The sequence below is a fragment of the Actinoplanes sp. NPDC049265 genome (genome assembly GCF_043197135.1).
In the GTDB taxonomy this organism is placed as follows: domain Bacteria; phylum Actinomycetota; class Actinomycetes; order Mycobacteriales; family Micromonosporaceae; genus Actinoplanes.
On the sequence record NZ_JBICSP010000014.1, the window covers coordinates 184,544 to 210,387 of the forward strand.

General features: G+C 72.8%; 20 protein-coding genes. 7 read left to right on the forward strand and 13 right to left on the reverse strand.

The window, feature by feature from the left end; all coding sequences use genetic code 11:
* Positions 1 to 95: 95 nt before the first annotated feature.
* Positions 96 to 1,340, forward strand: coding sequence for a hypothetical protein (locus ACGFIO_RS30005; protein ID WP_392830886.1), 1,245 nt, complete (start codon positions 96 to 98; stop codon positions 1,338 to 1,340).
* On the opposite strand, the gene ACGFIO_RS30010 is transcribed toward ACGFIO_RS30005, so the two are convergent.
* The 5 genes from ACGFIO_RS30010 to ACGFIO_RS30030 all read right to left on the reverse strand — a co-directional run bounded on the left by ACGFIO_RS30010 (position 1,324) and on the right by ACGFIO_RS30030 (position 8,136).
* A complete protein-coding gene (locus ACGFIO_RS30010) occupies positions 1,324 to 4,488 on the reverse strand; it encodes an ATP-binding protein (RefSeq protein WP_392830888.1) in 3,165 nt (1,054 codons plus the stop codon). The genes ACGFIO_RS30005 and ACGFIO_RS30010 overlap by 17 nt on opposite strands.
* Positions 4,485 to 5,072: a hypothetical protein gene (locus tag ACGFIO_RS30015; RefSeq protein ID WP_392830890.1), complete on the reverse strand. Its 588-nt coding sequence runs from the start codon at positions 5,070 to 5,072 to the stop codon at positions 4,485 to 4,487. The genes ACGFIO_RS30010 and ACGFIO_RS30015 overlap by 4 nt, the downstream gene beginning before the upstream one ends.
* 20 nt (positions 5,073 to 5,092) lie before the next feature.
* Positions 5,093 to 6,895, reverse strand: a complete 1,803-nt coding sequence (locus ACGFIO_RS30020; protein ID WP_392830892.1) for a hypothetical protein — start codon at positions 6,893 to 6,895, stop codon at positions 5,093 to 5,095.
* Positions 6,896 to 7,117: 222 nt separating this feature from the next.
* The gene (locus ACGFIO_RS30025) at positions 7,118 to 7,426 is read right to left on the reverse strand and encodes an AzlD domain-containing protein (RefSeq protein ID WP_392830894.1); all 309 of its coding nucleotides are present in this window, start codon (positions 7,424 to 7,426) and stop codon (positions 7,118 to 7,120) included.
* Positions 7,426 to 8,136 carry an AzlC family ABC transporter permease gene (locus ACGFIO_RS30030; RefSeq protein WP_392830897.1) on the reverse strand — a complete coding sequence of 237 codons (711 nt, stop codon included), beginning with the start codon at positions 8,134 to 8,136 and terminating at the stop codon, positions 7,426 to 7,428. The genes ACGFIO_RS30025 and ACGFIO_RS30030 overlap by 1 nt, the downstream gene beginning before the upstream one ends.
* A 66-nt stretch (positions 8,137 to 8,202) precedes the next feature.
* Here ACGFIO_RS30030 and ACGFIO_RS30035 point away from each other — a divergent pair, with 66 nt between their 5' ends.
* Complete coding sequence (locus tag ACGFIO_RS30035) at positions 8,203 to 8,760, forward strand: helix-turn-helix domain-containing protein (RefSeq protein ID WP_392830900.1); 558 nt, start codon at positions 8,203 to 8,205, stop codon at positions 8,758 to 8,760.
* A 57-nt stretch (positions 8,761 to 8,817) separates the two neighbouring features.
* Here the strand turns inward: ACGFIO_RS30035 and ACGFIO_RS30040 are convergent, their stop codons facing one another.
* The 6 genes from ACGFIO_RS30040 to ACGFIO_RS30065 all read right to left on the reverse strand — a co-directional run bounded on the left by ACGFIO_RS30040 (position 8,818) and on the right by ACGFIO_RS30065 (position 16,967).
* Positions 8,818 to 10,059 carry an RNA polymerase sigma factor gene (locus ACGFIO_RS30040; protein WP_392830902.1) on the reverse strand — a complete coding sequence of 414 codons (1,242 nt, stop codon included), beginning with the start codon at positions 10,057 to 10,059 and terminating at the stop codon, positions 8,818 to 8,820.
* Positions 10,056 to 10,418, reverse strand: a complete 363-nt coding sequence (locus ACGFIO_RS30045) for a YciI family protein (protein ID WP_392830903.1) — start codon at positions 10,416 to 10,418, stop codon at positions 10,056 to 10,058. Before ACGFIO_RS30045 ends, ACGFIO_RS30040 begins: the two co-directional genes overlap by 4 nt.
* A 113-nt stretch (positions 10,419 to 10,531) precedes the next feature.
* A complete protein-coding gene (locus ACGFIO_RS30050; protein ID WP_392830905.1) occupies positions 10,532 to 11,488 on the reverse strand; it encodes an ATP-binding cassette domain-containing protein in 957 nt (318 codons plus the stop codon).
* The gene (locus ACGFIO_RS30055) at positions 11,485 to 12,288 is read right to left on the reverse strand and encodes an ABC transporter permease (RefSeq protein ID WP_392830908.1); all 804 of its coding nucleotides are present in this window, start codon (positions 12,286 to 12,288) and stop codon (positions 11,485 to 11,487) included. Before ACGFIO_RS30055 ends, ACGFIO_RS30050 begins: the two co-directional genes overlap by 4 nt.
* A complete protein-coding gene (locus ACGFIO_RS30060; RefSeq protein ID WP_392830909.1) occupies positions 12,281 to 12,991 on the reverse strand; it encodes an ABC transporter permease in 711 nt (236 codons plus the stop codon). Before ACGFIO_RS30060 ends, ACGFIO_RS30055 begins: the two co-directional genes overlap by 8 nt.
* Positions 12,992 to 15,509: 2,518 nt before the next feature.
* Positions 15,510 to 16,967 (reverse strand): hypothetical protein, encoded by a 1,458-nt coding sequence (locus ACGFIO_RS30065; RefSeq protein ID WP_392830911.1) that lies wholly within the window; start codon positions 16,965 to 16,967, stop codon positions 15,510 to 15,512.
* Between ACGFIO_RS30065 and ACGFIO_RS30070 the strand changes: the two genes are divergently transcribed.
* Both ACGFIO_RS30070 and ACGFIO_RS30075 read left to right on the forward strand, forming a co-directional pair.
* Complete coding sequence (locus ACGFIO_RS30070) at positions 16,951 to 19,335, forward strand: WG repeat-containing protein (protein ID WP_392830913.1); 2,385 nt, start codon at positions 16,951 to 16,953, stop codon at positions 19,333 to 19,335. The two genes, ACGFIO_RS30065 and ACGFIO_RS30070, sit on opposite strands and share 17 nt — an antisense overlap.
* Before the next feature lie 10 nt (positions 19,336 to 19,345).
* On the forward strand, positions 19,346 to 20,344 hold the full coding sequence (locus tag ACGFIO_RS30075; protein ID WP_392830915.1) for an aldo/keto reductase family protein: 999 nt from the start codon (positions 19,346 to 19,348) through the stop codon (positions 20,342 to 20,344).
* Between the two features lie 8 nt (positions 20,345 to 20,352).
* Here ACGFIO_RS30075 and ACGFIO_RS30080 read toward each other — a convergent pair whose 3' ends face one another.
* Positions 20,353 to 21,177, reverse strand: a complete 825-nt coding sequence (locus ACGFIO_RS30080) for a site-2 protease family protein (RefSeq protein ID WP_392830918.1) — start codon at positions 21,175 to 21,177, stop codon at positions 20,353 to 20,355.
* Entirely contained in the window at positions 21,174 to 21,371 is a 198-nt protein-coding gene (locus tag ACGFIO_RS30085) for a hypothetical protein (protein ID WP_392830920.1), read from the reverse strand. Before ACGFIO_RS30085 ends, ACGFIO_RS30080 begins: the two co-directional genes overlap by 4 nt.
* 146 nt (positions 21,372 to 21,517) lie before the next feature.
* On the opposite strand from ACGFIO_RS30085, the gene ACGFIO_RS30090 reads away from it, so the two are divergent.
* The 3 genes from ACGFIO_RS30090 to ACGFIO_RS30100 all read left to right on the forward strand — a co-directional run bounded on the left by ACGFIO_RS30090 (position 21,518) and on the right by ACGFIO_RS30100 (position 25,738).
* On the forward strand, positions 21,518 to 23,164 hold the full coding sequence (locus tag ACGFIO_RS30090) for a bifunctional adenosylcobinamide kinase/adenosylcobinamide-phosphate guanylyltransferase (RefSeq protein ID WP_392830922.1): 1,647 nt from the start codon (positions 21,518 to 21,520) through the stop codon (positions 23,162 to 23,164).
* The gene (locus tag ACGFIO_RS30095; protein ID WP_392830925.1) at positions 23,161 to 23,874 is read left to right on the forward strand and encodes an adenosylcobinamide-GDP ribazoletransferase; all 714 of its coding nucleotides are present in this window, start codon (positions 23,161 to 23,163) and stop codon (positions 23,872 to 23,874) included. Before ACGFIO_RS30090 ends, ACGFIO_RS30095 begins: the two co-directional genes overlap by 4 nt.
* Positions 23,875 to 24,034: 160 nt before the next feature.
* The gene (locus tag ACGFIO_RS30100) at positions 24,035 to 25,738 is read left to right on the forward strand and encodes an alpha/beta hydrolase (protein ID WP_392830927.1); all 1,704 of its coding nucleotides are present in this window, start codon (positions 24,035 to 24,037) and stop codon (positions 25,736 to 25,738) included.
* Positions 25,739 to 25,844 lie beyond the last annotated feature (106 nt).

A 25,844-nucleotide genomic window follows, 5' to 3' on the forward strand; every position in this document is an offset into this window, starting at 1 on the left:
CGGAACTGGCCCCGCGTCCCTCGATCGTCGAGGCGCGGAACTGGCCCCCGCGTCCCTCGCCGGGGCGCGGGCCACGGAACCGGGGAGGGAGCTGGATGCGCGACAACGGCGTCGACGTCGTCGTGATCACCGCGCTGAAGGAGGAGTACGACGCGGCGCGAGCGGCGGCCGGCGAGGTGCGGTGGTCGGACGACGACTCGGACCCGCTCGCGCCCGGCGCGACAGCCGAGGTGCCGGCCGGCGATCGGGGGACCATCTCGGTGGCGCTCGCCCGCCCGGTCCGGATGGGTGGGCGCGGCGTCGGCCCGATCGCCACCGCGCTGGTCGAGCGGCTGCGGCCGGCCTGTCTGGCAATGAGCGGCGTGTGCGCCGGCCGGCCCGGCCTCACCGCACCGGGTGACGTCGTCGTCGCCTCGCCGGCCTACGAGTGGGACGAGGGCCGGCACACGCCGGACGGGTTCCTGCCCGCGCCGCAGCAGTTCCCGCTGGACAGCCGGTGGGAGCGGGCGGTGCAGGACTTCGAGCCGTCGGACCTGCCCAGCTTCGGGGCGGCGACCGACCAGGACGCGGCCATCTGGTATCTGGAACGGCTGCTCAAGGGCCAGGATCCGCGTACGCACCGCGCCCGCGCCCGTTATTTCCCACCGGGCACCTGGAACCGGCGGCTGGCCCGGCTGGCCGACGACGGCCTGATCGAGTGGCAGCGGTCCCGGCTGGTCCTGACCGACGCCGGGCGCGACCACATCCAGCGCGAGCTCTACCTGGCCGTGGACGGGCCGGAGCGGTTGCCGTTCGTGGTCGAGGCGGGCCCGATGGCCAGCGGCAGCGCGGTGGTGACGGATCCGCGGATCTGGGACCACCTGAACGTCGCGCAGCGGAACATCCTGGCCGTCGAGATGGAGGCGGCGACCATCGCCACGATCGCGCACGAGCGGCGGGTGCCGCACTGGCTGATCGCCAAGGGTGTGATGGACCACGCGGATCCGGACAAGGACGACCGTTTCAAGCCGTTCGCGGCCAAGGCATCCGCCGAGGTCCTGTTCGCGCTGCTCGGCCGGCTGTTGCGTCCGGCCGCGGCCGCGACGTCGGCCACGCGGCCGGCCGGCGTGGTTCCCGGCCGGGTGAAGCTCGAGGTCGTCCGCCGGCTCACCTACGACTGGCAGGACCTGGCCGACATCGTCGGCGTTCCCGCGCACGAGGCGCGTCGCTTCCGGCCCGGTGACGAGCCGCGCGGGCTGTGGGACTGGCTGGCCGACCGGGACCGGCTCGGCGATCTGCCCGGGGCGTTGCACCGGATCGGCCGCGGAGACCTGGCCGGCCTGCTCACTCCGTACCTGTAGAAGGTCTTGATCTGCTCATCACCTCCTCGTCGGTGAGCGGGCTGCTGGGGTGATGGCTCAGGCTCATCGGCGTACGCACCCGGTGCGGCGCCTCGCCCTCCAGCGCGATGTAGAACTCGCCGGCGGTGAGGTTGCCGATGTCCGGCACGTCGCCCCCTTTGACCTTGGCCATCTCGCGGGCCGCGTCGATCTGGATGGGCACGCTCAGCCGCCCGAAGAAGTGCGTCGCCGCGTTGCCTGGGATCCGGTTGTGCAGATTTTTCGGCGCCTGGGTGGCGAAGATCAGCCCCAGCCCGTACTTGCGTGCCTGTGACGCCAGCGCGAGCGTGCTCTGCGTGCAGGCGGTCATCCCGCCGGACGGCGCGAACGTCTGCGCCTCGTCCATCACGAGCAGCCCGAGGAGTGGCCGGTCCCGCGCCGGATGCCGCTTGATCCAGGCGAAGAGGCTCATCTGGAGCTGGTTGACGAAACCCTGGCGGGCGTCGTCGCCGGGCAGCCCGATCAGGCTGATGACCGAGATCCGGGCCTTCTTCCCGGGCGAGGGCGTGAGCAGCGTGCCGGGGTCGGCCGGCGTCCCGCCCCCACCGAACATCGGGTCGTTGTCCATCGCCGCGGTCAGCGCCTGGGCGAGGCCGGCGGCGATCTTCGCGGCGTCGCGGAGGTCACTGATCCCGTCGGGCAGGTCGGCGAGCAACTCGATCAACCCCCGGATGTCGTTGCCGCCCTGCCTTCCGTAGTGCTCGACAGCCTTCCGCAACACCGCCGTGCCCAGGTGGACGCGCTGCGTGCGACCGGTGAGGTTGGCGCGTGGGGCGAGCGCGGCCGCCGCCGCCTCGACCGCGGCCCCGAACTCGTCCGGGTCGTCGCGCACGCCACGGAAGTCCGGTAGTGGCTGGAAGCTGAGCGGGCGGCCGGTCTCCCGGCGCGGCGTCCAGGTGAGCACTTCGACGTCGGCCTGGTAGCGGGCAGCGCGTTCGGCGTCGCCGGGTCCCCAGCCCGGCGGCGGCACCGGCCACGGGTCACCCAGCCGGGCCAGGTCGTTGTTGGGGTCCAGGACGATGGCGGACACCCCCTGCAGGGCGCACTCCTCCACCAGCCGGCGCAACAGAACCGTCTTGCCCGAGCCGGACGCCGCGAAGATGGCGGCATGCTTGCGCAGCGCCGGCAGCGAGACGGCGGCGGGCGCGTCGTCGTCGATCCCCCGGCCGATGGTGAAGGTCTGCGGTGCGGCCTCCTCCGGCACGGCCGGCGGGGTGTCGTTGCCCGGCCACGCGTCCGCATCGGCCAGTGCCTCCTTGAAGAAGGCGATCTGTTCGGTCGGCCGGTCGCGGACCAGCCACGCCTGCAGCTGCTCCGGGTTCTCGTCACGGAGGGTGCGCAAAGCGGTGAGCACGCGCAGGTCGTCCTTGGACACGGCCAGTGTCACCCCGCCGGCCTGCTTGAAGTCCCGGATCGTCTCCTGTGTCTTGGCCGCCTGGCTCCAGTCGCCGTTGCGGAGCAGGAAGAGCTTGCGCCGGGAGAACCCGGCCAGATGCCCCGCAGCGGTGCGGGCCCGGCGGATGCGGTGCAGGGCGGCGGTGCCGTGGTGGGTGTCGCTGATCGCCCGGAAGGACCAGTGCGCTTGGTCCTCCGTACTCGTCTGGTCGGCCGACGCGGCCCGCTCCTCCTCCGAACGCTCGTCGAGGTCGCGGCGGAGCCGGGCATGCAAGTCCGGTTTGGAACTGGGCGGCGGGTCGATGCTGAACCGGGCGCCGTTGTCACCGCGCTCGGCGATCCAGGCCTGCAGACCGGCGGCCAGCAGCGCCGGGAAGGTGCCGTCCTCGGTGTCGTGCTCGAGCGGCGAGGTGACGTCGGCGTTGCGCTTCAGCTCCTCGAACCGGGCCACGATCCGGGCCAGTTCGTTGTCGGAGTAGGCCTGTCTGGCCGGCGGCACGGTCCGCGTCGCCTGCTCCTCGCTGGGTACGTCGCTCAGGCGCCGCAGCTCGCGCACCGCGCCGCCGGCCAGACAGGCGCGGATGTGGCGATCGAAGTCCATCAGCAGCCGGCGCGGGGTGTAGTCCTTGGTCTCGCCGAAGACCTGCGCCTGGATCGGCCAGGTCGGGTAGGGCGGAGTGAAGCCGACGGCCGCGAACCGATCGGCGAACCGTTTCGCGATCAGCTCGCGCGCGATCCGCGGATCCCGGATGCCCTGCAGCGCCAGGCAGCGCCGGAACCGCGGCGAGAACGAATCGGTCGCGTAGTTCTCGATCAGCGCCCAGTTGGTGGAGAGCAGCGTCACCATCGTCACGGTCCGCCGGGTCATGTCCCGGAGGTCGGTGAGCCCGTTGGCCAGATCGACCACGACGGCAGCCTGCCGCGGTGTGATGTCGTCGGCGTGCCGGGCCAGGTCCTCGTAGGCCGCGGCCTGCGCGAGGGCGGTGTCGATCTGATCGAAGGCGACGACCGTCGGGCCGGTCAGGGCGAGCAGCCAGGAGATGTCGCGGACGATCTCCTGCGGCTTGCGTCGCCTGCGGATCCCCCAGGCGCGCAGGTCGACCGGGATCGCCTCGTCGCCGCCGAGGTAGCTCTCGGCCACGTCCTGGTGCTCCTCGTCGTCCGAGGTCCGCAGGGCGAGCGCCCGCAGGGTGTCCCGGCACTGCAGGGCCACGAACCGATCGAACTCGTTCAGGCCCTGCACGAACGCGTCGAGCGCGCCCCGGCTCAGCCCGGTGTCGCCGATCACCGCGCGGCGGGCGGTGCGAGGCGCACCGACCCGCGAGGACAGGCGCCGGAGAAGCAGCTGGAGCTGGGTGTCGCCGTCCGGCATCCGGCGGGCCAGGCCGTCGAGCAGGAAGACCAGAACGCCCTCCCAGAAGTTGCGGCCGTCGAGGAGCCCGATCAGGAAGAAGTAGCCGCCCTGCTGCTGCACCTGCTCGCGGACCCAGCCGAGCAGATGGGTCTTGCCGGTGCCGTGCCGGCCCTCCAGAACCAGGCCCACCGGACTGGCGTCGGGGCTGTTCCGGGCCTCGGCGATGCTGTCCTGCACGTCCCGTACCACGGTCTCGTGCAAACCGTCGACGTGGAAGGGCGAGCGTCGCCAGACGTCGTCGGGCGCCTGGGCCCAGCTGAAGCGAAGCGCCGCCAGCGCCCTGCGTTCCGCCTCGGTCATCGTAGGCCGATCGCCAGCTTGTGCCGGGGCTCACCGCCAACGAGGACCGCCGCTTCCCGGTCCGCGGGCTCGATCCGGCGGCGGTGGCTCTCCGGCTCGAGCCGGACGTCCGGATCGTCCATCAGAGCGATCAGGGCCTGGTCGACTTCCGCCCTCGGCACGTCCGCGAGGGTCGACCGGAGCGAGGCGAGACCGACCCACTCCCCTCGTTCGCCAGTGAGCTTCCGGTAGGCGCCCCGGATCCGGTCCGGCAGGTCCTCGGTCGGTGGGGCACTCCTGGTACCGCTCTGCTGCTGTGCGACCAGTGCTCCCCACAGCGTCCGCTCGGCCGGGGAGCGCCCCTTCCGGGTCTGCCCGTGGTCGACCGTCAGGGGCTCGGCGAGTGTTTTCCGCCCGGCGTCGGTGAGCGTGAGCCAGTAGGTGCTGCCCTTCTTGACCGAGCTCACCAGCTGGTCGCCGGTCAGCTTCTTGTGGGTGGCTCCCGTCAGCCTGGTCTGGTAAAGGTCATCCATCTCGGTGTTCGACAACTCGCGACCGACCGCCTTCAGGATGATCAGGAACGCGTATTCCTCAGGGTTCAGCATGGGGTTCCTCCGCCGTGTGCCTAGGGGTTGATCTCGGGGGTGACGAGTCGGCCGTCCGCCTCCAGGCCGTACGCCCGCAGGTGGATCAGCGACGGATGCTCCAGGGCGGTGTAGAGGGCGATCAGCTTCTCGGCCGCGCCGGGCGTACCGGCGTCCAGCTCGGCCCGCAGGTTCGCCTCGTCGCGCAGGTCGAACAGCAGCGTGCACAGGTCGAGCGCCGCCTGGGAGCTGCCCTCGTCGACCGCCTCCCGCAGTGCGTCGATCTCGTAGCGCGCGGCCTCGCCCCGGGCCGACACCCGGTGCAACTTGGACAGCCGGAGCTCGGCCGCCTGGTCGCCGCCTCGGGCCCGGGCCACCAGCAGCTCCTCGTCGCCCCAGGCCACGTACAGGTCGGCCAGCGCCTCGGCCGCCGCCCGGTCGCCACGGTCGGCCCGGTCGCGGATCTCGCGCAGGCAGCCACGGTCGGCCAGCCGCTCGATCAGGCGCTCGGCCGCCATCGCGTCACCCTCCGCGGCCTGCCGGCGCAGCCGCTCGGACACGCCACCGTCGGCCAGCAGGTCGGCCACCTCGTAGGACAGATCACGCGCGCCCGGACCGGCCGACGGACGGAGGTCGGCCACCAGCTCCCGCAGCTCGTCGACGTGGGCCAGCTTGTGCCGCACCAACGGGCTCGCCTTCTGGTGGCGGAGCGCCTTGACCGCCTCGTCCAGCCGGTCCTGCCGGATGAACAGGTCGGCCAGTACGACAGCCGACCGGCCGTCGTGGAATTCGTAGGCGAGACGGGTCAGCGCGGCCTCGGCGGGACCGAAGCGGAGCCGGACCCGGGCACCCTCGGCGAGCCGGCGCAGGTCGTCGGGGTGGCGCAGCCGGGTGGCCAGGGTGGACCAGGCGGCGGCCGGCACCGGTTCGGTCCGGCGTACCCGGCGCAGATGCTGGGCGAGGTAGTCGGCGACGACGAAGCCGGCCCGCGTTCCCGGCCGTCCGCCGTCGACTTCCATGAGAGCCCGTACGTCGCCGTGCAGCGGCCGGGTGGCGTGCGGCATGGCCTGCTGCAGGAAGTGCTCCGCGGAGCGGCCGCGCTCGTGCCGCTTGAGATAGCCGTACATCGCCTCGGCCAGCAGATCCTCGCTCAGCGGCGTCTGCACGCCCACGCGGTGGGCGTCGGCCGCCGCGGTGATGATCGCTTTCGCGTACGGAGTGGACGGCTGTTCCCAGCACAGCACCAGGCTCGGCCCGCCCGCGAGGGCCTGGGTCATGCCGGCATCACCGGTGTCGAGGGCGTTGCGGATCCGGCCGTCGCGCTCCGCCACCCGGTTGGCCTCGTGCAGCTCGGCCGCGCTCAAGGTATCTGGCACGCTGATCGGGACGGCCCGCTTGACCAGCTGCTGGGTCTCGCCGCCGGCGGCCGACCAGCGGGCGTACTGGTCGGGCCACAGGGTGCCGACCACCAGGTTGCCATTGCGTTCCAGGGCCAGGACGCATTCCGGCGTGAGAGGCGGACTGCTGCCCAGGTATCGCTGCAGTTCGTCGAGCCAGAACACGGTCCGGCTGGGCGGCGCGTTCTTCAGCGCGAGCAGATCGGCGGCGCCGGCCGGCAGAAAGAGCCGCCAATCGGGGACGAGCTCCCGGATCGCCTCATAGAGCGAACGCGTTTTTCCGGCCGAGGAGCCGCCGATCATGATGAGAAAGGAGCCCCGATCGGGAAGGTGCGCGGACAGCGTCACACGCAATTTGACGTCGAAGTCGCGTTCGACGTATTCGGGTAGATCGTCGTCGCCGTCGTGGGCCGGAGTCGCGCTGTGGATGCCGATATCGCGCGGCAATGCGCTATCCACTCGTTCGCGCACCCGCCATCGCCTCTTCTCCAGGCCTCAAATTTACTCAAGAGAAAAGCCCATGTTGATCAGCGACCGACAATGGATCGAAGCCTAGCCGAGGCGGCAATAAGATCACCAGACGCGCGGCGGCCGGTAAAGGCGAATGGAAATCCCCTTCACCTGCGGATTCGATCAACCGGGAAGACCGGCGGAAGGTTTTCGGAAGGTTCAGGAAACGCCGGCCCGGCGCAGGAGAGCGGCGGTGGCCGCGGCGGCGATGACCACGACCACGAAGGGCATGCGGCGCCCGGCCAGCACCGCGCCGACCAGGACGCCGGCGGGGCGGGCGACGCCGGCGAAATGGGCGCCCTCCATCAGGGCGGCGGTGGTGGCCAAAGCGGCCAGCAGGGCAGTGGCCGCCATCGGGAGCAGTCGCTGGAAGCTGTCCGGGAACTGGAGGCGGTCGCGGAGCAGGACGCCGCCCAGGCGCATCGTGTAGGTGCCGACGGCCAGCACGAGGATCGACGCGAGGAGCATCAGGACTCCTTCCGGCGAATTGAACGAAGTGGGCGGAGGGGGCGGGGCGGCAGGAAGACGGCGGCCAGGCCCAACAGGGCGCACAGGACCGGCAGGCCGGCCGGGATCACCGGGGTGAGCAGGACGGCGATGGCGGCGCCGGACAGGGCCACCCGGCGGGTCACCCGGTCGCGGAGGGACGGCAGGATCAGGGCGATCAGGCCGGCCGGAAAGGCCGCGTCGAGGCCCAGCGTGGCCGGGTCGCCGGTGGCGCCGCCGAGGAGGACGCCGAGCAGGGTGCCGACGTTCCACGAGGTGAACAGGGTGACGCCGATCAGCCAGTAGACGCGGCGACGATGGGCGGGGTCGTCCTCGCGGAGGGTGAAGGCGACGACCTCGTCGGTCATCAGGTGGCTGCCGATCAGGCGGTCGCGCCGGCGGGGGCCGATGACGGGGGCGACGTTGAGGCCGAACGGCAGGTGGCGGGCGTTGAGGAGCAGGCCGGCGAGGACGGCGGCCACCGGGTTACCGGCGGCGATCAGACCGACGGCCAGGAACTGGGCGCCGCCCGCGAAGACCAGCGTCGACATGGCGAACGGCACCCAGGTCGGCAGGCCGTACCCGATCGCGATGGCACCGAACGACGCGCCGACCGCGATCATGGCGGCGGCGATGGCGGCCGCGTCGCGCAGGAGCCGGCGATCGGCGGGCGTTCGGCGTAGCGTACGCATGGTTTGAAATAATGAACGCGACCGCTAGTGTTCGTCAAACCGAACGAACCGACCGCCGGAGCGAACGTGCCGCAACCGACTCCCCCGCTGGCGACCATCGCCGCCGCTCTGCGCGCCGAGCGCGAACGCGCCGGCATCTCCCTGGCCGAGCTGGCCCGCCGCGCCGGGGTGGCCAAATCCACGCTCTCCCAGCTCGAGGCCGGCACCGGCAACCCCAGCATCGAGACCCTGTGGTCGCTCGGGGTGGCCCTGGGCATCCCGTTCAGCCAGCTGGTCGAGCCGCCGGCGCCGCGGGTCCGGGTGATCCGCGCCGGCGAGGGCCCGCTGCTGGCCGCCGACCGCGCCGACTTCACGGCCACGCTGCTGTCGGCCGGCTCGTCGCACACCCGGCGCGACGTCTACGTGATGTACCTCGAACCAGGCCAGCCGCGCGAGGCCGAGGCGCACATCCCGGGCAGCGTCGAGCACGTCGTCGCCGGCGCGGGACGCCTGGTCGCCGGCCCGTCCGACGACGTGGTCGAGCTCGCGCCGGGCGACTACGTGGCGTTCCCCGGTGACGTCCCGCATCGCTACGAGGCGCTCGAGCCCGGCACCTGGGCCATGCTCGTGATGGAACACCGTTAAAGGCATTTGGGGTACGCCCGGCCTCAGCCGACGTGGCGCACCGCGACCCGGCGCGGATCAGGGCCGTGAACGCGACTCTCGCGTGTCGGCCAGCCGGGCTCGCAGAAACGCACGCTCCGTCTCGTTGCCGGTGAGCGCCAACGCCTCCGTGTAGGCGTCGGCCGCCTCGTCCCAGCGCTCCAGCCGCCGCAGGAAGTCGGCCCGGGCCGCACTCAGATAGCCGTAGGTGGCCAGGGCCGGCTGGGCCAGCAGCGGCGTCAACGCGGCCAGCCCGGCCGCCGGCCCGTCCCGCAGGCCGATCGCCACCGCCCGGTTCAGCTCGACCACCGGCGACGGCCACAGCGACAACAGCACGTCGTACAGCCCGGTGATCTCCGACCAGTCGGTGCCGGCCCAGGTCGGCGCCTCGGCGTGCACGGCCGCGATGGCGGCCTCGACGGCGTACCGGGTCGGCGGGCGGCGGCGCAGCGCCTCGGTCAGCAGGGCGGCACCCTCGGCGATCAGGGCGGCGTCCCAGGTCGAGCGGTCCTGCTCGGCCAAAAGGAGCAGGCGGCCGTCGGCGGCCACCCGGCTGCCGGACCGGGCGTCGATCAGCAGGAGGAGGGCCAGCAGGCCGCTGACCGCCGCGTCGGCCGGCATCAGCAGGTGCAGCGTACGAGCCAGATCGATCGCGCTGTCGACCAGATCGCGGCGCACCAGCCGCGGCCCGGCCGGCGCCGTGTGACCCGTGGTGAAGATCAGGTGGACGACGTCGAGCACCGCGCCCACCCGCTCGGCCAGGTCCTCAGCCGCGGGCACCCGGTACGGGATCCGCGCGGTCGCGATCTTCTTCTTGGCCCGGGTGATCCGCGCCGCCATCGTCGGCTCCGGCACCAGGAAAGCCCGCGCCACCTCACCGGTCGACAGCCCGCAGACCAGGCGCAGGGTCAGCCCGACCTGGGCCTCCCGGGCCAGCGCGGGATGGCAGCAGGTGAAGATCAGCCGCAGCCGGTCGTCGTCCAGTCCGTCCTCCGGGCCGGGCACGGCGGCCCCGGCCACCAGCAGCGGCAGCCTGCGGCGGAACCGCTCCTCGCGGCGGAGCAGATCCAGCGCCCGGTTGCGGGCCACGCTGGTCAGCCACGCGCCCGGCCGATCCGGCACGCCGCTCCGCGGCCAGGTGCGCAGGGCCTGCTCGTACGCGTCCTGCGTGCACTCCTCGGCCAGGTCGAGATCCCGGGTCACCTGCGCGGCCCGGGCCAGCACCCGGCTCCAGTCGCGGCGATGGGCCAGCGCCACCGCCGCGACGACGACATCGGTCATCGGGGACCGTGGTCCACCACCGGGCGGATCTCCACCCCGCTGTGCCCCGCGCGCACCTCGGGCAGCTGAGCCGCCAGCTTGATGACCTCGTCCAGGTCGGCCGCGTCGAGCAGGTAGAAGCCGCCCAGCGCCTCCTTCGTCTCCAGGAACGGCCCGTCGGTGGTCAGCACGCCACCGGCCGGATCGGCCCGCAGCGTGGTCGCCATCGGCGCCGTTTCGAGCTCCTCGCCGCCGGCGATGCGGCTCCCCGCCGCCTGGGCGAACGCGGCGTGGGCGGCCTCGTGCGCCGTCCGCTGCTCCGTGGTCATCGCGTCCCACTGCCGCGCGTCGCCGTAGATGAGAAGCATGTACTTGGCCATGTCACGCCTTCCGATCGTCAAATGCCCAGTGATAGGACCGGGCGGTATCCGGGGCGCGAATACCGCCCAGGTCTACCACTTCGACGTTTGGCCGGGGCGCCGCATCGACAACGTCAACGGGCGGTGTAGAGGCGGGCCACCACATCCTCGATGTCCGGCTCGACCAGCGACAGGTCACGCACCGAAGCCGAGGCCATCAGGGCCGCCACCGCCTCGGCGGCCGTCGCCGACTCCAGCGTGAACGCCACCCGGTGCCCGTCCGCCTCGGTCGCCGCCAGCGTCGCCCCGGCCAGCGCGAACGACGGCGGCAGGGGCGAATCCAGGTCGGCCACCAGACGCCGGCGCGACCCGTACCGGGCATGCAGCTCCTCGATCGTCCCGTCGTGCACCACATGACCGTGGTCGATCACCACCAGCCGGCGGCACAGCCGTTCGATGTCGGCCAGGTCGTGCGTGGTCAGCACCAGCGTCACGTCGCCGGTCGCGCCCAGCGCGGCCAGGAAACCACGGACCGCCTGCTTGCTGACCACGTCCAGGCCGATCGTCGGCTCGTCCAGGAACAGCACCTCCGGCCCGTGCAGCAACGCCGCCGTGATCTCGCCGCGCATCCGCTGCCCGAGCGACAACTGCCGCACCGGCGTGTCCAGGAAGTCGTCCAGATCCAGCAGCGACCGGCACTCGGCCAGCCGGGCCGCGTGGTCGGCCGGCGGCACCCGGTAGATGTGCCGGAGCAGCGTGAACGACTCGTGCAACGGCAGGTCCCACCACAGCTGCGAGCGCTGGCCGAACACCACGCCGATCCGCCGGGCCAGCCTCGTCCGCTGCGGCACCGGCGTCAGGCCGCACACCCGCACGGTGCCGCCGGACGGAGTCAGGATGCCGGTCAGCATCTTCAGCGTGGTGGACTTCCCGGCACCGTTCGGGCCGATGTAGCCGACCATCTCACCCCGGTCCACGGTCAGGTCGATGCCGTCCACGGCGGACACCGTCCGTTTCCGGCGCCGGAATCGGCCCGCTCGTACGCGTACCTCGAAGTCCTTGCGAAGGTCGTGCATCTCGATCACGGTCATGATCCGGTGCTCCGGTAGTGGCGGATGCCGGCCCGCCAGACCAGCGCGGCGAGAGCGGCCGCGACCAGCGCGACCAGCGGCGAGAGAAAACCGGTCCAGGGCGGCAGGCCGAGGGGATCGGTCCGGCCGAGCAGGGCCACCGCCGGCTGATAGGCGACAAAACCAAAGCCCAGGGTGTACGCGAAGACGGCGCGGAACCAGCCGCCGTACACCGCGATCGGGTACGTCGTGAAGTCCCGCCCGCCGTAGGTGAACGCGTGGCCGATCTCGCCCGAGTCCACCCACCAGAACGCCAGGCTGGCACTCAGCACGAAGATCGCGCCGAAGAACACCAGCCCCGCCAGCGGCGTCACCACCAGCAGCACCACCCGGCCCGGCGTCCAGACGATGTCGTTGAGCCGCAGGGCCACCACCAGCACGGCCACCGCCAGCACCGACCGCAGCGCCTTGCGGAACGGCAGATCCATGCACAACAACTGCCACAGGGCACCCAGCGGGCGCACCAGGATCACGTCCATCAGGCCGGTGCGGACGAACTGCTTGAGATGGTCGACGTTGCCCACCAGCAGGTCGGCCAAAGCGAACCCGAGCGACGACAGGCCGGCCACCAGCAGCGCCTCGGCCAGGCTGAACCCGGCCACCGCCCGGGTCGAGCCGAACAACACCAGCACCGTGCTGATGTCCAGGGCCGTGGTCAGCGAGTTGCTCGCCAGCTCGATCACGAACGACATCCGGTACGAGGCCATCGACCGGAACTGGCCGCCGATCAGCGCGGCGTACGCCCGCAGCTCCTCAGCCACCCTGCACGACCAGCTTGCGCTCGGCCGCCCGCTGCACCAGCCGGCACGCCGCCAGCAGGACCACAGCCCACGCCACCTGGACCACCACCAGGCCGGCCTGCAGCAGCGACCCGTCCCGCTCGACCAGCACATCGGCCGGGGTCTGCAGCATGCTCGGGAACGGCGTGCCGACGTACAGCACCACCGCCACCCAGTCCGGCAGCAGCCGCAGCGGGAAATACAGCCCCGCCAGCACCCCCGACGCCAGCGTCCACAGGATGATCGGCCCGCGGGCGTCGTGCAGCCAGTAGGCCGTGGCGTTGGTCAGGAACCGCCCCGCGAAGCTGACCACCGTGGCCAGCACGATCGACAGCACGCCGAGCGGGATGGTGGCGGCCCGCTGCGGGGCGTGCAGCGGGAAGAAGATCGCGCCCGCGACCATCGGCGGCACGAACCGGGTGAGCATCGCGAACCCGAAGCGGCCCAGATCAGCGGCCAGGTAGCTGACCACCGGCGGCACCGGGCGCAGCAGGTCAGCGGCCACCTCGCCGGTGCGGATCCGGTCGGCCAGCTCGGTCCACCCCCACAGCCCCACCACGCTCAGCAGCCCCTGGCCGACCCAGACGTAGGTTGCCAGTTGCGCAGCGTCATAACCACCGGCAGTGTTGTCGGTGCCCGCGGCGGCCACGGCCAGCACCACATAACAACGAAGGAAGCCGAACACGACATTTGTGAACGCACCGGCTATCGTGGCCTGCCGATACGTAGACCAGCGCCGAAACCCCGACCGAACCAGTGCACCGAACGTGACCACGCCCTCCCTGGCGTCGAGCCCGTCCACGTCGATACGCTCCTTCCAAACCCCCGCAGTGGAGCCGGGCGACTGTACCCCGGTGGCATGCCCCGCCACCGCGCCTTTTCCGACGAGGTGGAACGCACCGTGACAGAGCGTCGCCAGAGGTCGGGCCGTGATGCCCGATGAACGGCTGGAGCTCACACCTGGGCGCGGACCGCTGGGACGACCAACCGGCCTGGCTGTACGAAATCACCTGGGAGTGGGAACCGCTGCCCGGCCAGCGCTATCCCGGCGACCCCGGGCGACGACGGCGGGCCGTGCACACCCCCATCTATGAGGCCGGCGAATACGGGATGGGAGCGCTTCCGCAGCGCCCGACCGGTCGAGCGGCGCCGGCCGGCTTCGGAACGGACCCCCGAGCCCACGGTCCCGAGGCGGCCTCCCCCCGCCCCGGTGACTCAGGGTCAAGATCTTCCGGGTACGCCGAGCCCGGCCGCCCACCCGCCGGTCCCCGTGGTCCTCAGTGGAACGACCTGGTCGCCCCCGACCCACGCGGAGGCGTGCCGCCACGCGCGTCCGGCCGTCCCGGGCAGCCCTACCAGCAGGCGCCCGGCGAGCCGCTGCCCCGGCGCGGCGGCCCCGTCCCGCAGCCGCGCCAGCCACAGGACGGGCCGGGCGGCTACGGCCCCGCCGGTCCTGCCTCCGCCCCGCCCCACAGCTACGGCCCCGCCGGCCCACCCGCCGGCCCACCCAGCGGCTACGGCCCCGCCGGCTCGGCATCCGCCCCGCCCAGCGGCTACGGCCCCGCCGGCTCGCCGTCCGGCCCACCCGGCAGCTACGGCCCCGCCGGCCCACCCAGCGGTTACGGCCCCGCCGGCTCGGCATCCGGCCCACCCGGCAGCCACGGCCCCGCCGGCCCACCCAGCGGTTACGGCCCCGCGGGGTCGCCCTTCACCGCGTCCAGCGGCCATGGACCGGGCGGGTCACCTTCCGGCCCGCCGGCTCCCGGATACGGCTCCGGACGCCTGCCCGCCGAGCCGCCGCCGCACAGCTATGGTCGTGCCTCCGCGGCCCACCCCACATCCGGGCCGCGCGCCGCCGACAACTCACGCCCCGTGCCCCAGGACGTGCGCCCAGCCTTCCGCGACGCCCCGCCCCCCGTCCAGGACATGCCGGCCCCCTTCTACGGCCAGTCCCAGCCGACGGTCCGCGACGCCCGCCCCGGCCACCCCACGGAGCCGACCCACCGCGACAACCGCCCCCGCCGTCTCCCCGAGCCCGCACCACGCGACTTTCCGACCGAGCCGACATCGCGCGACTTTCCCGCCGGCCGCCCTTTCGAGCCGCCGCCGCGCGACGTCCCCCCAGGCCGCCCCTCCGAACCGACGCCGCGCGACTTCCCCCCGGGCCGTTCGGCCGAGCCGTCCCAGCCCTACGACGGCCCGCGCCCCTACGTGGCCGGCCCCGGCCAGCATCCCGCGGCATGGAACGACCCGTCCGCCGACCCGGCGTCCACACTGGCCGGCCCCGACCGCAGACCCGCCCCGAGCCGCCCGTCCTGGGACGCACCCGCCTCCGCCTGGCAGCACCAGCCTCCAGACTCGCACTGGAACACCCCCCAATCCCCCGCCGCCCCCCGAAGCGGCCCTGTCACCCGCAGCGCCCCGCAGCCCCCCGAGGCCCACAACTTCCCGCAACCGCCCACGACCCGCAGCGCCCCGCAATCCCCAGCCGCCCGCACCGCGCCCCAATCCCCCGCGGCCCAGAACTTCCCTCAGTCCCCAGCCGCCCGGCGTACCCCGCAGTCCCCCGCGGCCGACAACCTTCCCCCGTCCCCAGCCGCCCGCACCGCGCCGCGGCCCCCCACGGGATGGGACCGCACACCCACCAACCCGGAGGCAACCTGGCCCGGCGGACCGCAGGAGACCGCAGCAGGCCAACCCACACCGTCCCGCGACGCGGCCCCTCGCCGACCGGAGACCCTGCACGACCCCGTCCCGCCCAGGCCCAGACAGCCACGCGAAGCAGCCCCCGGCTGGGCGGGCATCGCCGACCCGAGCCTCGCCGGAACCGACCCCGCCGACACCTGGGCCGGCCCCGCCAACCCCGCGGACACGTGGGCCGGCCCGAGCACCCGCCCGGTATCCGGCGTGCGCCCACCCGACGACCAACGCGCCCCGCACGTCGGCCCACCCACCGACCAACGCCGCCCGCACGTCGGCCCACCCACCGACCAACGCCGCCCGCAATCCGCGCCGCCCACCCTTCCCGGCCGGCCGACGTCCTCTCCCGCCGACCCGCGCAGTTCGCATGTTGCCCCGCCCGTCCTTCCTGGCGACCAACGAGCCCCGCACGCCGCCCCATCCGGCGACCAACGCGGCCCGCACACCAGCCCGACCCTGGGCCAGCGGGGCCCACGCGACGATCAGCGCGGACCGGCCAGCGATCAGCGTGGACCGCACGTCTCTCCGGCCGCTGATCCAGCTGCCCGGCAAGCGCCCGGTCGCGATTCGCGCGATGAGTCCGCACGGCGCCCGTCCGGCGTGGAACCGCACTTCGGGGGACCACCGGCGCCGGGCGCATGGACTTCCCCTGCCGCTGATCCGGCCAGCACTCTCGCCGGACCGGTCCGTCCCTCCTCCCCGTCCGCGCCCGGCGTTCGACCCGCCACGCCAACCCCCGGCCCCGGCCCCGGCACGGGCGCGGGAACGGGCACGGGCACGGGCTCCGGCATGGGCGCGGGAACGGCCACGGGCGCGGGCTCCGGCGTGGGCTCGGGCACGGGCGTCGGACGGCGACCTGACCCGGCCGATTGGGATCCGGCGAACACCTTCCCCGGGCAGCCCATCGCCTGGGATGAAGCCGGCGACCCGGCCAGCACCCTCGCCGGCCCGGCCACCGACAGCACCTGGGAAGACTCGGACGTCATCGAGGGCGAGATCGTCTCCGAGGACACCGAGATCCACTCCGAGCCGAGTTGGACTCCCCCGGCGTCCCAGATGCCGATGTCCGAGCCGTTGGCCTTCCAACCGGCGGTCCCGCCCAAGCCGACGTCTCCGGCCGCACCGCCCCGGCCGACCTCAGGGGGCGCCCCGGCCGCGTGGCCGGTCTCCCCGGCCCATCCGACCTCCGGCGCCCCGACCGCACACCCGGCCGCCGGCACCCCGGCCAGCCCGGCGACCCCGAGCTCGGGTGCACCGGCCCCACGAGCGACCAACCCGACCTCCGGCACCCCGACCCCGCGCCCGACCAGCCCGGCCTGGGATGCGGCGACCGCACGCCCGACCAGCCCCGCCAGCCCAACGTCGGATGCACCGAGCCCAGCCAACCCGTCCTCAGGCACCCCCACCCCACGCCCGACCAGCCTCACCACGGGTACACAGACCGCACGCCCGACCAGCCCCGCCAGCCCAACGTCGGATGCACCGAGCCCAGCCAACCCGACCTCCGGCACCCCCACCCCACGCCCGACCAGCCTCACCACGGGTACACAGACCGCACGCCCGACCAGCCCGGCCTCCGGAGCACCGGCGGCGTGGCCCGGCAGTCCTTCGGCGCCGACCTCCGCACAGCCGACCAGCCCGCCGCAGCCAAGTCCCACCTGGCCAGCTAGCCCGGCGCAGCCGAACTCCACCCGGCCGACCAGCTCGGCGCAGCCGAACTCCACCCAGCCGACCAGCCCGGCGCAGGCGAATTCCGCCTGGCCGATCAGTCCGGCGCAGCCGAACTCCACCCGGCCGACCAGCCCGACGCAGCCGAACTCCACCCAGCCGACCAGCCCGACGCAGCCGAATTCCGCCTGGCCGATCAGCCCGGCGCAGCCGACCTCCGGCGCGCCGAGCATTCCGTCGGGTGACTCGGACCGGCCGATCTCCGGCGAACCGGATGTGCGGCCGGGAGACACGGCGCCGACTGGCGTTGCTGCCTCGGATGCGGCGGCGAGCCGACTCGACAGTCCGGCCTCGCCGGGGGCGGGCCGGACGGAGTCAGATGATGGCGGGGCTGATTCGAGCGCGTCCCGCGAAGAGGGACCCGGGGTCGACGGGCCGGGAGGGTCGGAGGAGAGCGACGAGCAGCGTGGGCTTGGCTGGCTGCTGAAGATGAGTGGGCTCGGGGCGGAGACTACGGACCCTCCGGGTGAGGCTGAGCCGGTTTCGCCTGCCCCGGTGGTCGCGCCGGTGGAGGAGCCGGAGGACGAGGCTGAGGAGGAGGAGCGGCCTACCTGGTTCGAGCCGAACACCGATGCCCGGATGGAGCGGCCCGCGTCGTTGGCGGACAAGAGTTTTCCGCCGGAGCGGGGTGAGTCGGCGGACGACGATGAGGGCGATGCGGACGAGGCGGCGTCATCGGTCGCCGCCGGGGCGGGAGAGAAGGCCGCGGACAAGCCGGTCGGCGCGGAGGCCGAGGCAGCGAATCAGCCCGGCAGCACGGAAGCCCACGCAGCGAATCAGCCCGGCAGCACGGAAGCCCACGCAGCGAATCAGCCCGGCAGCACGGAAGCCCACGCAGCGAATCAGCCCGGCAGCACGGAAGGCACGGCAGCGGAAGCCGAGGCGGCGGATGGGCCGGTCGGTGCGGAAGGCGATGAGAATGCGCCCGACGGTGGGGCCGCGGACGCGGGGCTGGGGGAAGAGGCCGCCGGGTCCAAGGCGGACAGTGAGGTAGCGGAGGTCGCAGAAGAGGCGGAGACGCCAACGACCCAGGCTGACGAGGACCAGGCTGAGGGGACCGTCGCGGGGGCGGCCGAAAAGGCAGACGCTGACGGAGTCGAGACCGCGGCGGCGGCTGACGGCGGCGGGACTGAGGCGGAGGCTGACGGGGACGAGGCCGCGGCGGAGGCGGAGGCTGACAGGGACGGGGACGGGACTGAGGCCGAGGCGGCGGAGAAGGCGGAGGCTGACGGCGGCGGGGCTGAGGGGGCGGTCGCGGGGGCGGGCGAACGGCTGGCGGCGGCGGTTATCGGGGCGGGTGCCCCGGGGGTGACCACCGGGTCAACCCGGAGCGTGGGGCAATCAGCCAATGACCCACGCAGCCGGCTGGTCGACCCCGAGCAGGTACTGTCCGCGTACCCATTCCGTTTCAAACCCAGCACCCTGCGTGAGGTCGCCGACCACCCGGACCAGCTCCGGGCCGTTCGTGACCGGCTCACCGACAAGCTGGAGTACGCCGAACGCGACGCCATCCGCGCCCGCCTGCTGAGTCTGCGCGCGGTGGTGTCGCGGGTGCTCGGCGACCTCGATTTCGCGCTGGCCGACGGGCGGGCCGCGCTGACCCACGCCGAGCGCACCGGTGAGCTGCGGCGGACCGCGATCGTGCAGGCCCGGCTGGCGAACGTGCTGCGCTGGCGGGGGGACTACACCGAGGCGGACCGGCTGTTCGAGGACGCGAACTCGCCTGAGTTGCCGGATCGGCTGCGGGCGGAGATTCTCGATCTGGCGGGGCGGTCGGCGTTCGAGCAGGACCGGTACATGGAGGCGATGAGCCGGTTCGACGAGGCGTTGAAGTTGCGGCGGGGGGACGACCCGGATCGGACCGAGCTGGCGCTGGATCTGGTCATGGACAAGATCCGGCAGCACGGGTGGGGTCCGTATCAGCGGACGCCGGACGAGATTCTGGGCAAGCCGTCGCCGGAGCCGCTGGAGGTCGGTGAGACGTGGGCCGAGGTTCAGCGGTACGAGGACGGGCTGGCCTGGGCCAAGCGGCACGGCTCGCGGACCTGGGAGCTGGTCGACGCCGACGGGAAGTCCGTGCTCGGGGGCTATGTGCAGGTGCGGCCGTTCCATGAGGGGCTGGCCTGGGTGTCGCGCGATGTCCGGGGCGGCTGGTTCGCGATCGATGTCCGCAATCGGCTGGTGGTGCCGGGCGGGTTCGAGGATGTGCTGCCGTTCCGCAACGGGGTGGCGGCGGTCAAGGCGGGGGGCTGGGGTGCGGTCGACCGGTACGCCCGCCCGGTCGTCCAGCCGCGCTACCGGCGCTTCGCCACCGTGCTGACCGGCGGGCGGCGGGTGGACGGCTTCACCCGTGAGGGGCTGGCGATCGTCGACGCCGGCGACCGGCTGGGCGTGATCGACAGGAACGGGCAGCTGGTCGTGGCGCCGGTGCATCCGGCGCTGGTCATCCACCCGGTGGCGTTCCTGATCGCCGACCGCAACGGCCGCTGGGGCGCCTTGGACCGGGAGGGCGAGCCGCTCATCGAAACGGTGCACCGCACGGAGGCCGACGTGGTCGACGAGATCGATCAGCTGTTGGCGGACACGAAGCCGGTGCTTTAGAACTGACTGCATGGAACATCGTCATCTCGGCCGCTCCGGCCTTCTGATCAGCGAGATCGCCTACGGCAACTGGATCACCCACGGCTCCCAGGTCGAGGAGGAGGCCGCCGCCGCGTGCGTGCGGGCCGCCCTCGACCTGGGCATCACCACCTTCGACACGGCCGACACCTATGCCGGCACCCGGGCCGAGGAGGTGCTGGGCCGGGCGTTGAAGGGTGAGCGCCGGGAGGGTCTGGAGGTTTTCACCAAGGTGTTCTGGCCGACCGGGCCGGGCCCGAACGACCGCAGCCTGTCCCGCAAGCACATCATGGAGTCGATCAACGGGTCGCTGCGCCGGCTGCAGATGGACTACGTCGACCTCTATCAGGCGCACCGCTTCGACTACTCGACGCCGCTCGAGGAGACGATGCAGACGTTCGCCGACATCGTGCACTCGGGCAAGGCCTTCTACATCGGTGTCTCGGAGTGGACGGCGTCGGAGATCCGGGCCGGCTGGGAGCTCGCCCAGGACCTGAAGATCCAGCTGGTGTCCAACCAGCCGCAATATTCGATGCTGTGGCGGGTCATCGAGGCCGAGGTGGTGCCCACGTCGATCGAGCTGGGCATCGGCCAGGTGGTCTTCTCGCCGATCGCGCAGGGCGTGCTGACCGGCAAGTACCAGCCGGGCAAGCAGCCGCCGGCCGGTTCCCGGGCGACCGACGACAAGTCCGGCGCGAACATGATCTCGCGCCTGATGAGCGACGAGACGCTGGCCACCGTGCAGGGTCTCAAGCCGCTGGCCGAGCAGGCCGGCCTGACGATGGCGCAGCTGGCCGTGGCCTGGGTGTTGCAGAACCCGAACGTCTCGGCCGCGATCGTCGGCGCGTCCCGGCCCGAGCAGCTGGAGGACAACGTCAAGGCGTCCGGTGTGAAGCTGGAGGACGACCTGATGAAGGCGATCGACCAGGTGCTGCAGCCGATCGCCGAGTTCGACCCGGCCAAGACGGTCAGCCCGCCCCGGCGGCCCTGACCCGGGTCTCAGCCCAGCCAGTCGGACCAGAAGCGCATCAGTTCGTAGCCGGTGGCGGACAGCGCCGGTGACACGCCGAGGGCTTCGCCGATCCAGTAGACGAAACGGAAGAACAACTCGTTCAGCTGGGACTGCCAGAGGAGCACGAACAGCAGCATGAAGCCGTACGGGGCGAACAGGTTGTATGCCCGCTGGTAGGGCGGGCTCAGCCATGGTTGCAGGATGTTCCCGCCGTCCAGGCCGGGTACGGGCAGGAAGTTGAGCACGCTGGCGGTGATCTGCAGCACCGCCAGCAGTGCCAGCGCCGCCCAGAATTCCAGGTGGCCGCTGTCGCCGAGCAGCGTGGTGCCCTCGATCTGCGGGCCCAGGCCGGCCAGGAACGGCACCGCCAGAACCAGCGCGAAGACCATGTTGGTGAGCGGGCCGGCCGCGCTGATCAGCGACAGCTTGGCCTTGCTGCCGATGTGTTCGTGGTTGACCCAGACGGCACCGCCGGGCAGGCCGATGCCGCCGAGGATGACCACCACGATCGGCAGGATGATGGACAGCAGCGGGTGGGTGTATTTCAGCGGGTCGAGGCGCAGGTAGCCGCGTTCGGCCACCTCGTGGTCGCCGGAGAAGAAGGCGACGATGGCGTGGGCGTACTCGTGCAGGCACAGCGACAGCAGCCACCCGCTGATCACCAGCAGGAAGACGTCGACCTTGACGTTGCCGAAGCCGGTCCAGGTCATCCAGCCGGCGACGACGGTCAGGGCCACGATGCCGACGAAGACGGGGCTGGGCACGAACGCGTTGCGGGGCGCCCGGGGCCGGGCGGCCGGGAATCCGGTCATTCGCTCGGCAGCAGGCTCATGTCGTAGTCGACCCGGTCGTCCTCGACCAGCACGACCTTGGTGACCCCGGCGGCGGCCAGTTCACGCCAGGCCTGACCGATCCAGGACTCGGCGTCGGCCTGGCTGCTGAACGTCTCGGTCGGTCCGGCCACCGGCCGCCCGTCGACGCCCTCGTACCGCCAACTCCACGGCATGCGCCGCCCCCTTTGTCTACTAGCTGCACAGCGGTCTCCACCCTACGGCGTCGCTCTGTGCGTCAGCGCTTCAGGCCGAGGCCCGAATTCGCCTGGCGAAGTCCCGCCTCGCAGGTGAATTTGGGCCAAGGCCTAAGGTACGGGGCATGTCCGTTGATCGGTGGAACACCGCGCTGGTGCTCGGGGGCATCCGCTCCGGCAAGTCCGCATTCGCCGAGGAACTGGTGGCCGACGCGGCATCGGTCCGTTATGTGGCGACCGCGGTCGGCGCCGAGGACGACCCCGAGTGGATGGGCCGCATCGAGGCGCATCAGCGGCGCCGCCCGCAGACCTGGTCCACCGAGGAGACCGGGCCCGATCCGGCGCGGCTGGCGGCGGTGCTGGCCGAGGCCAAACCGGACGAGACGCTGCTGATCGACGACCTCGGCGGCTGGGTGGCCGCCCTGCTCGACCCGGCCAACCAGCCTCAGGACGACGTGGCCATGGTGGCCGCGCTGGCCGAGGCGGTGCGCGAGTGCGCGGGCCGGGTGGTGCTGGTGAGCCCCGAGGTGGGGCTGTCGCTGGTGCCGGCCACGGTGGTGGGTCGCGCTTTCGCTGACGCGCTGGGTACGACGAACCAGGCGCTCGCCGCGGTCGTCGACCGGGTCGCTCTGGTCGTGGCCGGCCAGCACACCTGGATCAAGGCGGCGGCGGGCCGGCCGCGCCCGGCGCAGCAACTGGTCGCTCCGTCGGTGGAGCCGACGCCGGTTCAGCCCGCCACCATCCAGTCCGACTTTTCCGACATTTCAGATATCGTGTTCGAGTCGGGCATGGACCTGCCGATGCCCGATCAGGACGCCGGCCCGGACGCGCACGACCGCCTGGGCACGCTCGACCTGACCGGCGCTGGCCTCGGCGCGCTGGGCGAGGCGGTCGAGTTCGCCGCCGCCACCCAGGGCACCGTGACCCCGCAGCCGTGGTCCGCGGTCCGCGTCCTGCTGCTGTCGGGCACGCACGCCGGCGGCTCGGGCGCCGGCACCGACCCGGCCGACGTCGACCGGCGGGTAGCCGAGGCCGAGGCCGGCACCGGCCCGCTGATCCGGCTGGCCGGGCAGGCCGGCGCCGACGTCGCGGTGGTCCGCGCGGCCGGCTCCGGGGCCATGGAGGACGGCCCGGTGCTGGACGCCGGCGAGGTCGAGGCCGCCCTGCGGCACGGCTGGCAGCTGGCCGCGGCAGCCCGCGCCGACGGCAAGGACGCCCTGGTCATCGCCGCCTGCGGGACGGGCGCGGAGGCGGCCGCCACGGCCGTGCTGGCCGCCACCACGGGCGCCGAGCCGGTGGCCGTGCTGCCCCGGGTGCTGGCCGCGGGCGGAACCATCGACGACAACGCCTGGATGGTGCGCTGCGCCGCCGTACGCGACGGGCTGCACCGGATCCGCACCAAGTCCCGTGGCGCCCTGGACATCCTGGCCCAGGTCGGCGGCGCGGACGTGGCCGTGGCGACGGGCGCGCTGCTCGGGGCGGCCGCCCACCGGCTGCCGGTGCTGCTGGACGGACCGGTGGGTATCGCCGCCGGCCTGGTCGCCCGCGACCTCGGCAGCCAGGCCCGGCACTGGTGTCTGCTGGCCGACGCGGGCACGTCCGAGCTGGTCCAGCAGGGCGCCGACGTACTCGGCCTGACGCCGGTGACGGAACTCGGGCTCGATCTGGGCGAGGGCCTAAACGCGCTGACCGCGCTGCCGGTCCTGCGTACCGTGATCGGTCTGGCCGGCGCGCTGCCCACGCACCCGGCCCTCGCCGAAAACACGGATTGAACGGCCTCCGCCTCGCGCTGACCACCCTGACCGTCCTGCCGGTCCGCGCGGGCCGGATCGACCGCCGGGCGGCGGGCGTGGCGATGAGCGTGGCGCCGCTGGTCGGCCTGCTTCTCGGCCTGCTGCTGGCCGGCCTGCGCTGGCTCCTGTCCGGCTCCCCCGACCTGGTCGCCGGCGGCGTGACGGTGGCCGCGGCGGTGCTGCTCACCCGCGGCCTGCACCTGGACGGGCTGGCCGACACGGTCGACGCGCTCGGCTCCTACCGTCGCGACGCCGAGGCCCTGGCCATCATGAAGAAGCCGGACATCGGGCCGTTCGGTGTCGCCGCGATCGCGTTGACGCTGCTGGTGCAGGCGGCCGCGATCACACCGGCGGCGGCCGTGGTGGCCTGGACCGCCGGCCGCGCCGCCCTCCCCCTGGCCTGCCGGCGCGGCGTTCCCCCGGCCCGCCCCGAGGGGCTGGGGGCGATGGTCGCGGCCACCGTTCCGGTACCGCTGAGCGTGGCGATCGCGGCCGCCGTCGCGGCCTCGGCCTGGTGGGCGGTGCCGGGCCGTCCGTGGCAGGGGCCGGCCGCCGTCGCCGCCGCCCTGCTCGGCGTGGTCCTGCTGGTGCGGCACGCGGTACGCCGCTTCGGCGGCATCACCGGTGACGTCCTCGGCGCCGCCGTCGAGCTGGCGACCACTCTCACCCTGGTCGGCCTGGCCCTCTGAATACGCCGCGGCCGACCATATTCGCGTTTTCCGGTAACGGGATCAGGACGCTCCGCCGCTAAGAACAAGTTAAGGAAGCGGAGCTGAACAATTCCGCCGGGCCGACGTTTTTCAGGAATGATCGCGACCGGCGCGGTCATTCTCGGAAGAAGGCCCCCTCATGCCGTCCAGAAAGCGAAAACTGCTGATCGCGACGTTGGCCGGGGTGGTTTTCGCTTCAGCCGCGGCCGTGATGGTCGGGGCGGACGCGGCCACCCAGCCGACCTCCGATGTCACCGGCCGGGCCGAGAAAGCCCGGGTTGACTCGGTGCCGACACCGAAGCTGAACTGGGTGCCGTGCAACGACACGGCCGAATGCGCCACCGTGCAGGTGCCGCTTGACTACGATCAGCCACGTGGCGCCTCCGTCGACCTCGCGGTGCTGAAGATCAAAGCAAAGGATCCGAGCCGCAAAATTGGCAGTCTGTTTATCAACCCCGGGGGTCCGGGCCTGCCCGGCACGCAATTCGCACTCGACGCCCCGTCCTATCTGAGCGCCGGTGTTCTCGATCGCTTCGACGTCGTCGGATTCGATCCGCGCGGCATCGGCGGAAGCACCCAGGTCCGCTGCTTCGCCTCGGTCGAGGAGCAGACCGCGGCCCTCGCTTACCAGGACGTCATCTTCCCGTTCGGCGCGACCCAGGAAAAGGCGTTCGTCAAGGGTGCGAAGACGTTCGGCGCGGCCTGCTCGGCCAACGGCCCGGCGATCACCGGCGCGATGTCCACCGCCGAGGTCGTCCGCGATATGGACGTGCTGCGCCGCGCGGTCGGCGACGCGAAACTCAGCTACCTGGGCCGTAGCTACGGCACCGTGCTGGGCCAGTACTACGCCAACATGTTCCCGGACCGGGTCCGCGCCGTCGCCGTCGACGGCGTGATCGACCCGACGGCCTGGGTGGGCAACACGAAGCAGATCATGGAGGAGCGGCTGCGCGCGGGCGCCGGCGCCCACGGCGCGCTGGTCGAGCTGTTGAAGCGCTGCGACCGGGCCGGCGAGACGAAGTGCGCCTTCGCCGCCGGTGACCCGGTGCGGAACTTCGACACGGTGGCGAAACGGCTGCAGGCGAAGCCCCTGGAGCTGACCGGCGGCGAGGAACCAGTCCCGTTCACGTACGCGGACTTCATCAACGAGGCCATCGGCGGGCTGCTGTCGCACAACATCGCCGACGTCACTGGCGTGACCCAGCTGGCGGCCGACGTGCGGTCGGCGCTCGACGGGGGCTCCACCGACCCGATCAGCCAGCGCCTGGCGGCCGAGGCGAAGGCAGCGACGGAGGCGACGGTGGCCGACACCGGGGACGCGGACGCCTACGACAACAGCACCGAAGCCCTGAGCGCCGTGACCTGCACCGATGCGCTGCACCCGGCGGACGCGGGCGTCTACCCGGCCGCGGTGGCCCGCGTCGACCGGCAGGCGCTCCACTTCGGCCGGCTCTGGGGCTGGAACGAGCCGCAGTGCGCCCGCAACAGCTGGACGGTACGCGACGAGGACGCCTACACCGGACCGTTCAACCGCCGCACGGCCGCGCCGGTCCTGGTCGTCGGCACCTTCCTGGATCCGGTCACCAACTACGCCGGCGCGGTGTCGTCGAGCAAGCTGCTCCCGAACTCCCGCCTGCTGTCCAGCAACAACTGGGGCCACACGGCCTACGGCAGCGGAACCTGCGTGACCACCGCGGTCGACACCTACCTGCTGACCGGCAAGCCGCCCGCGGCCGGCAAGATCTGCTCCGACGCGCCCCAGCCGTTCACCCAGCCGGCCGGCGCCACCGGCACGACGGCCGGCCGGACCAGCATGACCGCGGCCGGGACCGCACCCCGCTGACCGGCGGACCATGCGCCGGTCCTGATCACCGCCCCGGCGTCACCAGCCGCCGTCGATCCGGGCGAGCGAGGGCCGTCGCCGTGGCGCCGGCCCTCATGTGGGCGGG

Coding starts and splice junctions, on each gene's coding strand:
- ACGFIO_RS30050 (WP_392830905.1), bottom strand. CDS start 11,488: ATGACCGTGATCGAGATGCACGACCTTCGCAAGGACTTCGAGGTACGC.
- ACGFIO_RS30015 (WP_392830890.1), bottom strand. CDS start 5,072: ATGCTGAACCCTGAGGAATACGCGTTCCTGATCATCCTGAAGGCGGTC.
- ACGFIO_RS30045 (WP_392830903.1), bottom strand. CDS start 10,418: ATGGCCAAGTACATGCTTCTCATCTACGGCGACGCGCGGCAGTGGGAC.
- ACGFIO_RS30005 (WP_392830886.1), top strand. CDS start 96: ATGCGCGACAACGGCGTCGACGTCGTCGTGATCACCGCGCTGAAGGAG.
- ACGFIO_RS30090 (WP_392830922.1), top strand. CDS start 21,518: ATGTCCGTTGATCGGTGGAACACCGCGCTGGTGCTCGGGGGCATCCGC.
- ACGFIO_RS30025 (WP_392830894.1), bottom strand. CDS start 7,426: ATGCTCCTCGCGTCGATCCTCGTGCTGGCCGTCGGCACCTACACGATG.
- ACGFIO_RS30030 (WP_392830897.1), bottom strand. CDS start 8,136: ATGCGTACGCTACGCCGAACGCCCGCCGATCGCCGGCTCCTGCGCGAC.
- ACGFIO_RS30100 (WP_392830927.1), top strand. CDS start 24,035: ATGCCGTCCAGAAAGCGAAAACTGCTGATCGCGACGTTGGCCGGGGTG.
- ACGFIO_RS30075 (WP_392830915.1), top strand. CDS start 19,346: ATGGAACATCGTCATCTCGGCCGCTCCGGCCTTCTGATCAGCGAGATC.
- ACGFIO_RS30085 (WP_392830920.1), bottom strand. CDS start 21,371: ATGCCGTGGAGTTGGCGGTACGAGGGCGTCGACGGGCGGCCGGTGGCC.
- ACGFIO_RS30080 (WP_392830918.1), bottom strand. CDS start 21,177: ATGACCGGATTCCCGGCCGCCCGGCCCCGGGCGCCCCGCAACGCGTTC.
- ACGFIO_RS30040 (WP_392830902.1), bottom strand. CDS start 10,059: ATGACCGATGTCGTCGTCGCGGCGGTGGCGCTGGCCCATCGCCGCGAC.
- ACGFIO_RS30010 (WP_392830888.1), bottom strand. CDS start 4,488: ATGACCGAGGCGGAACGCAGGGCGCTGGCGGCGCTTCGCTTCAGCTGG.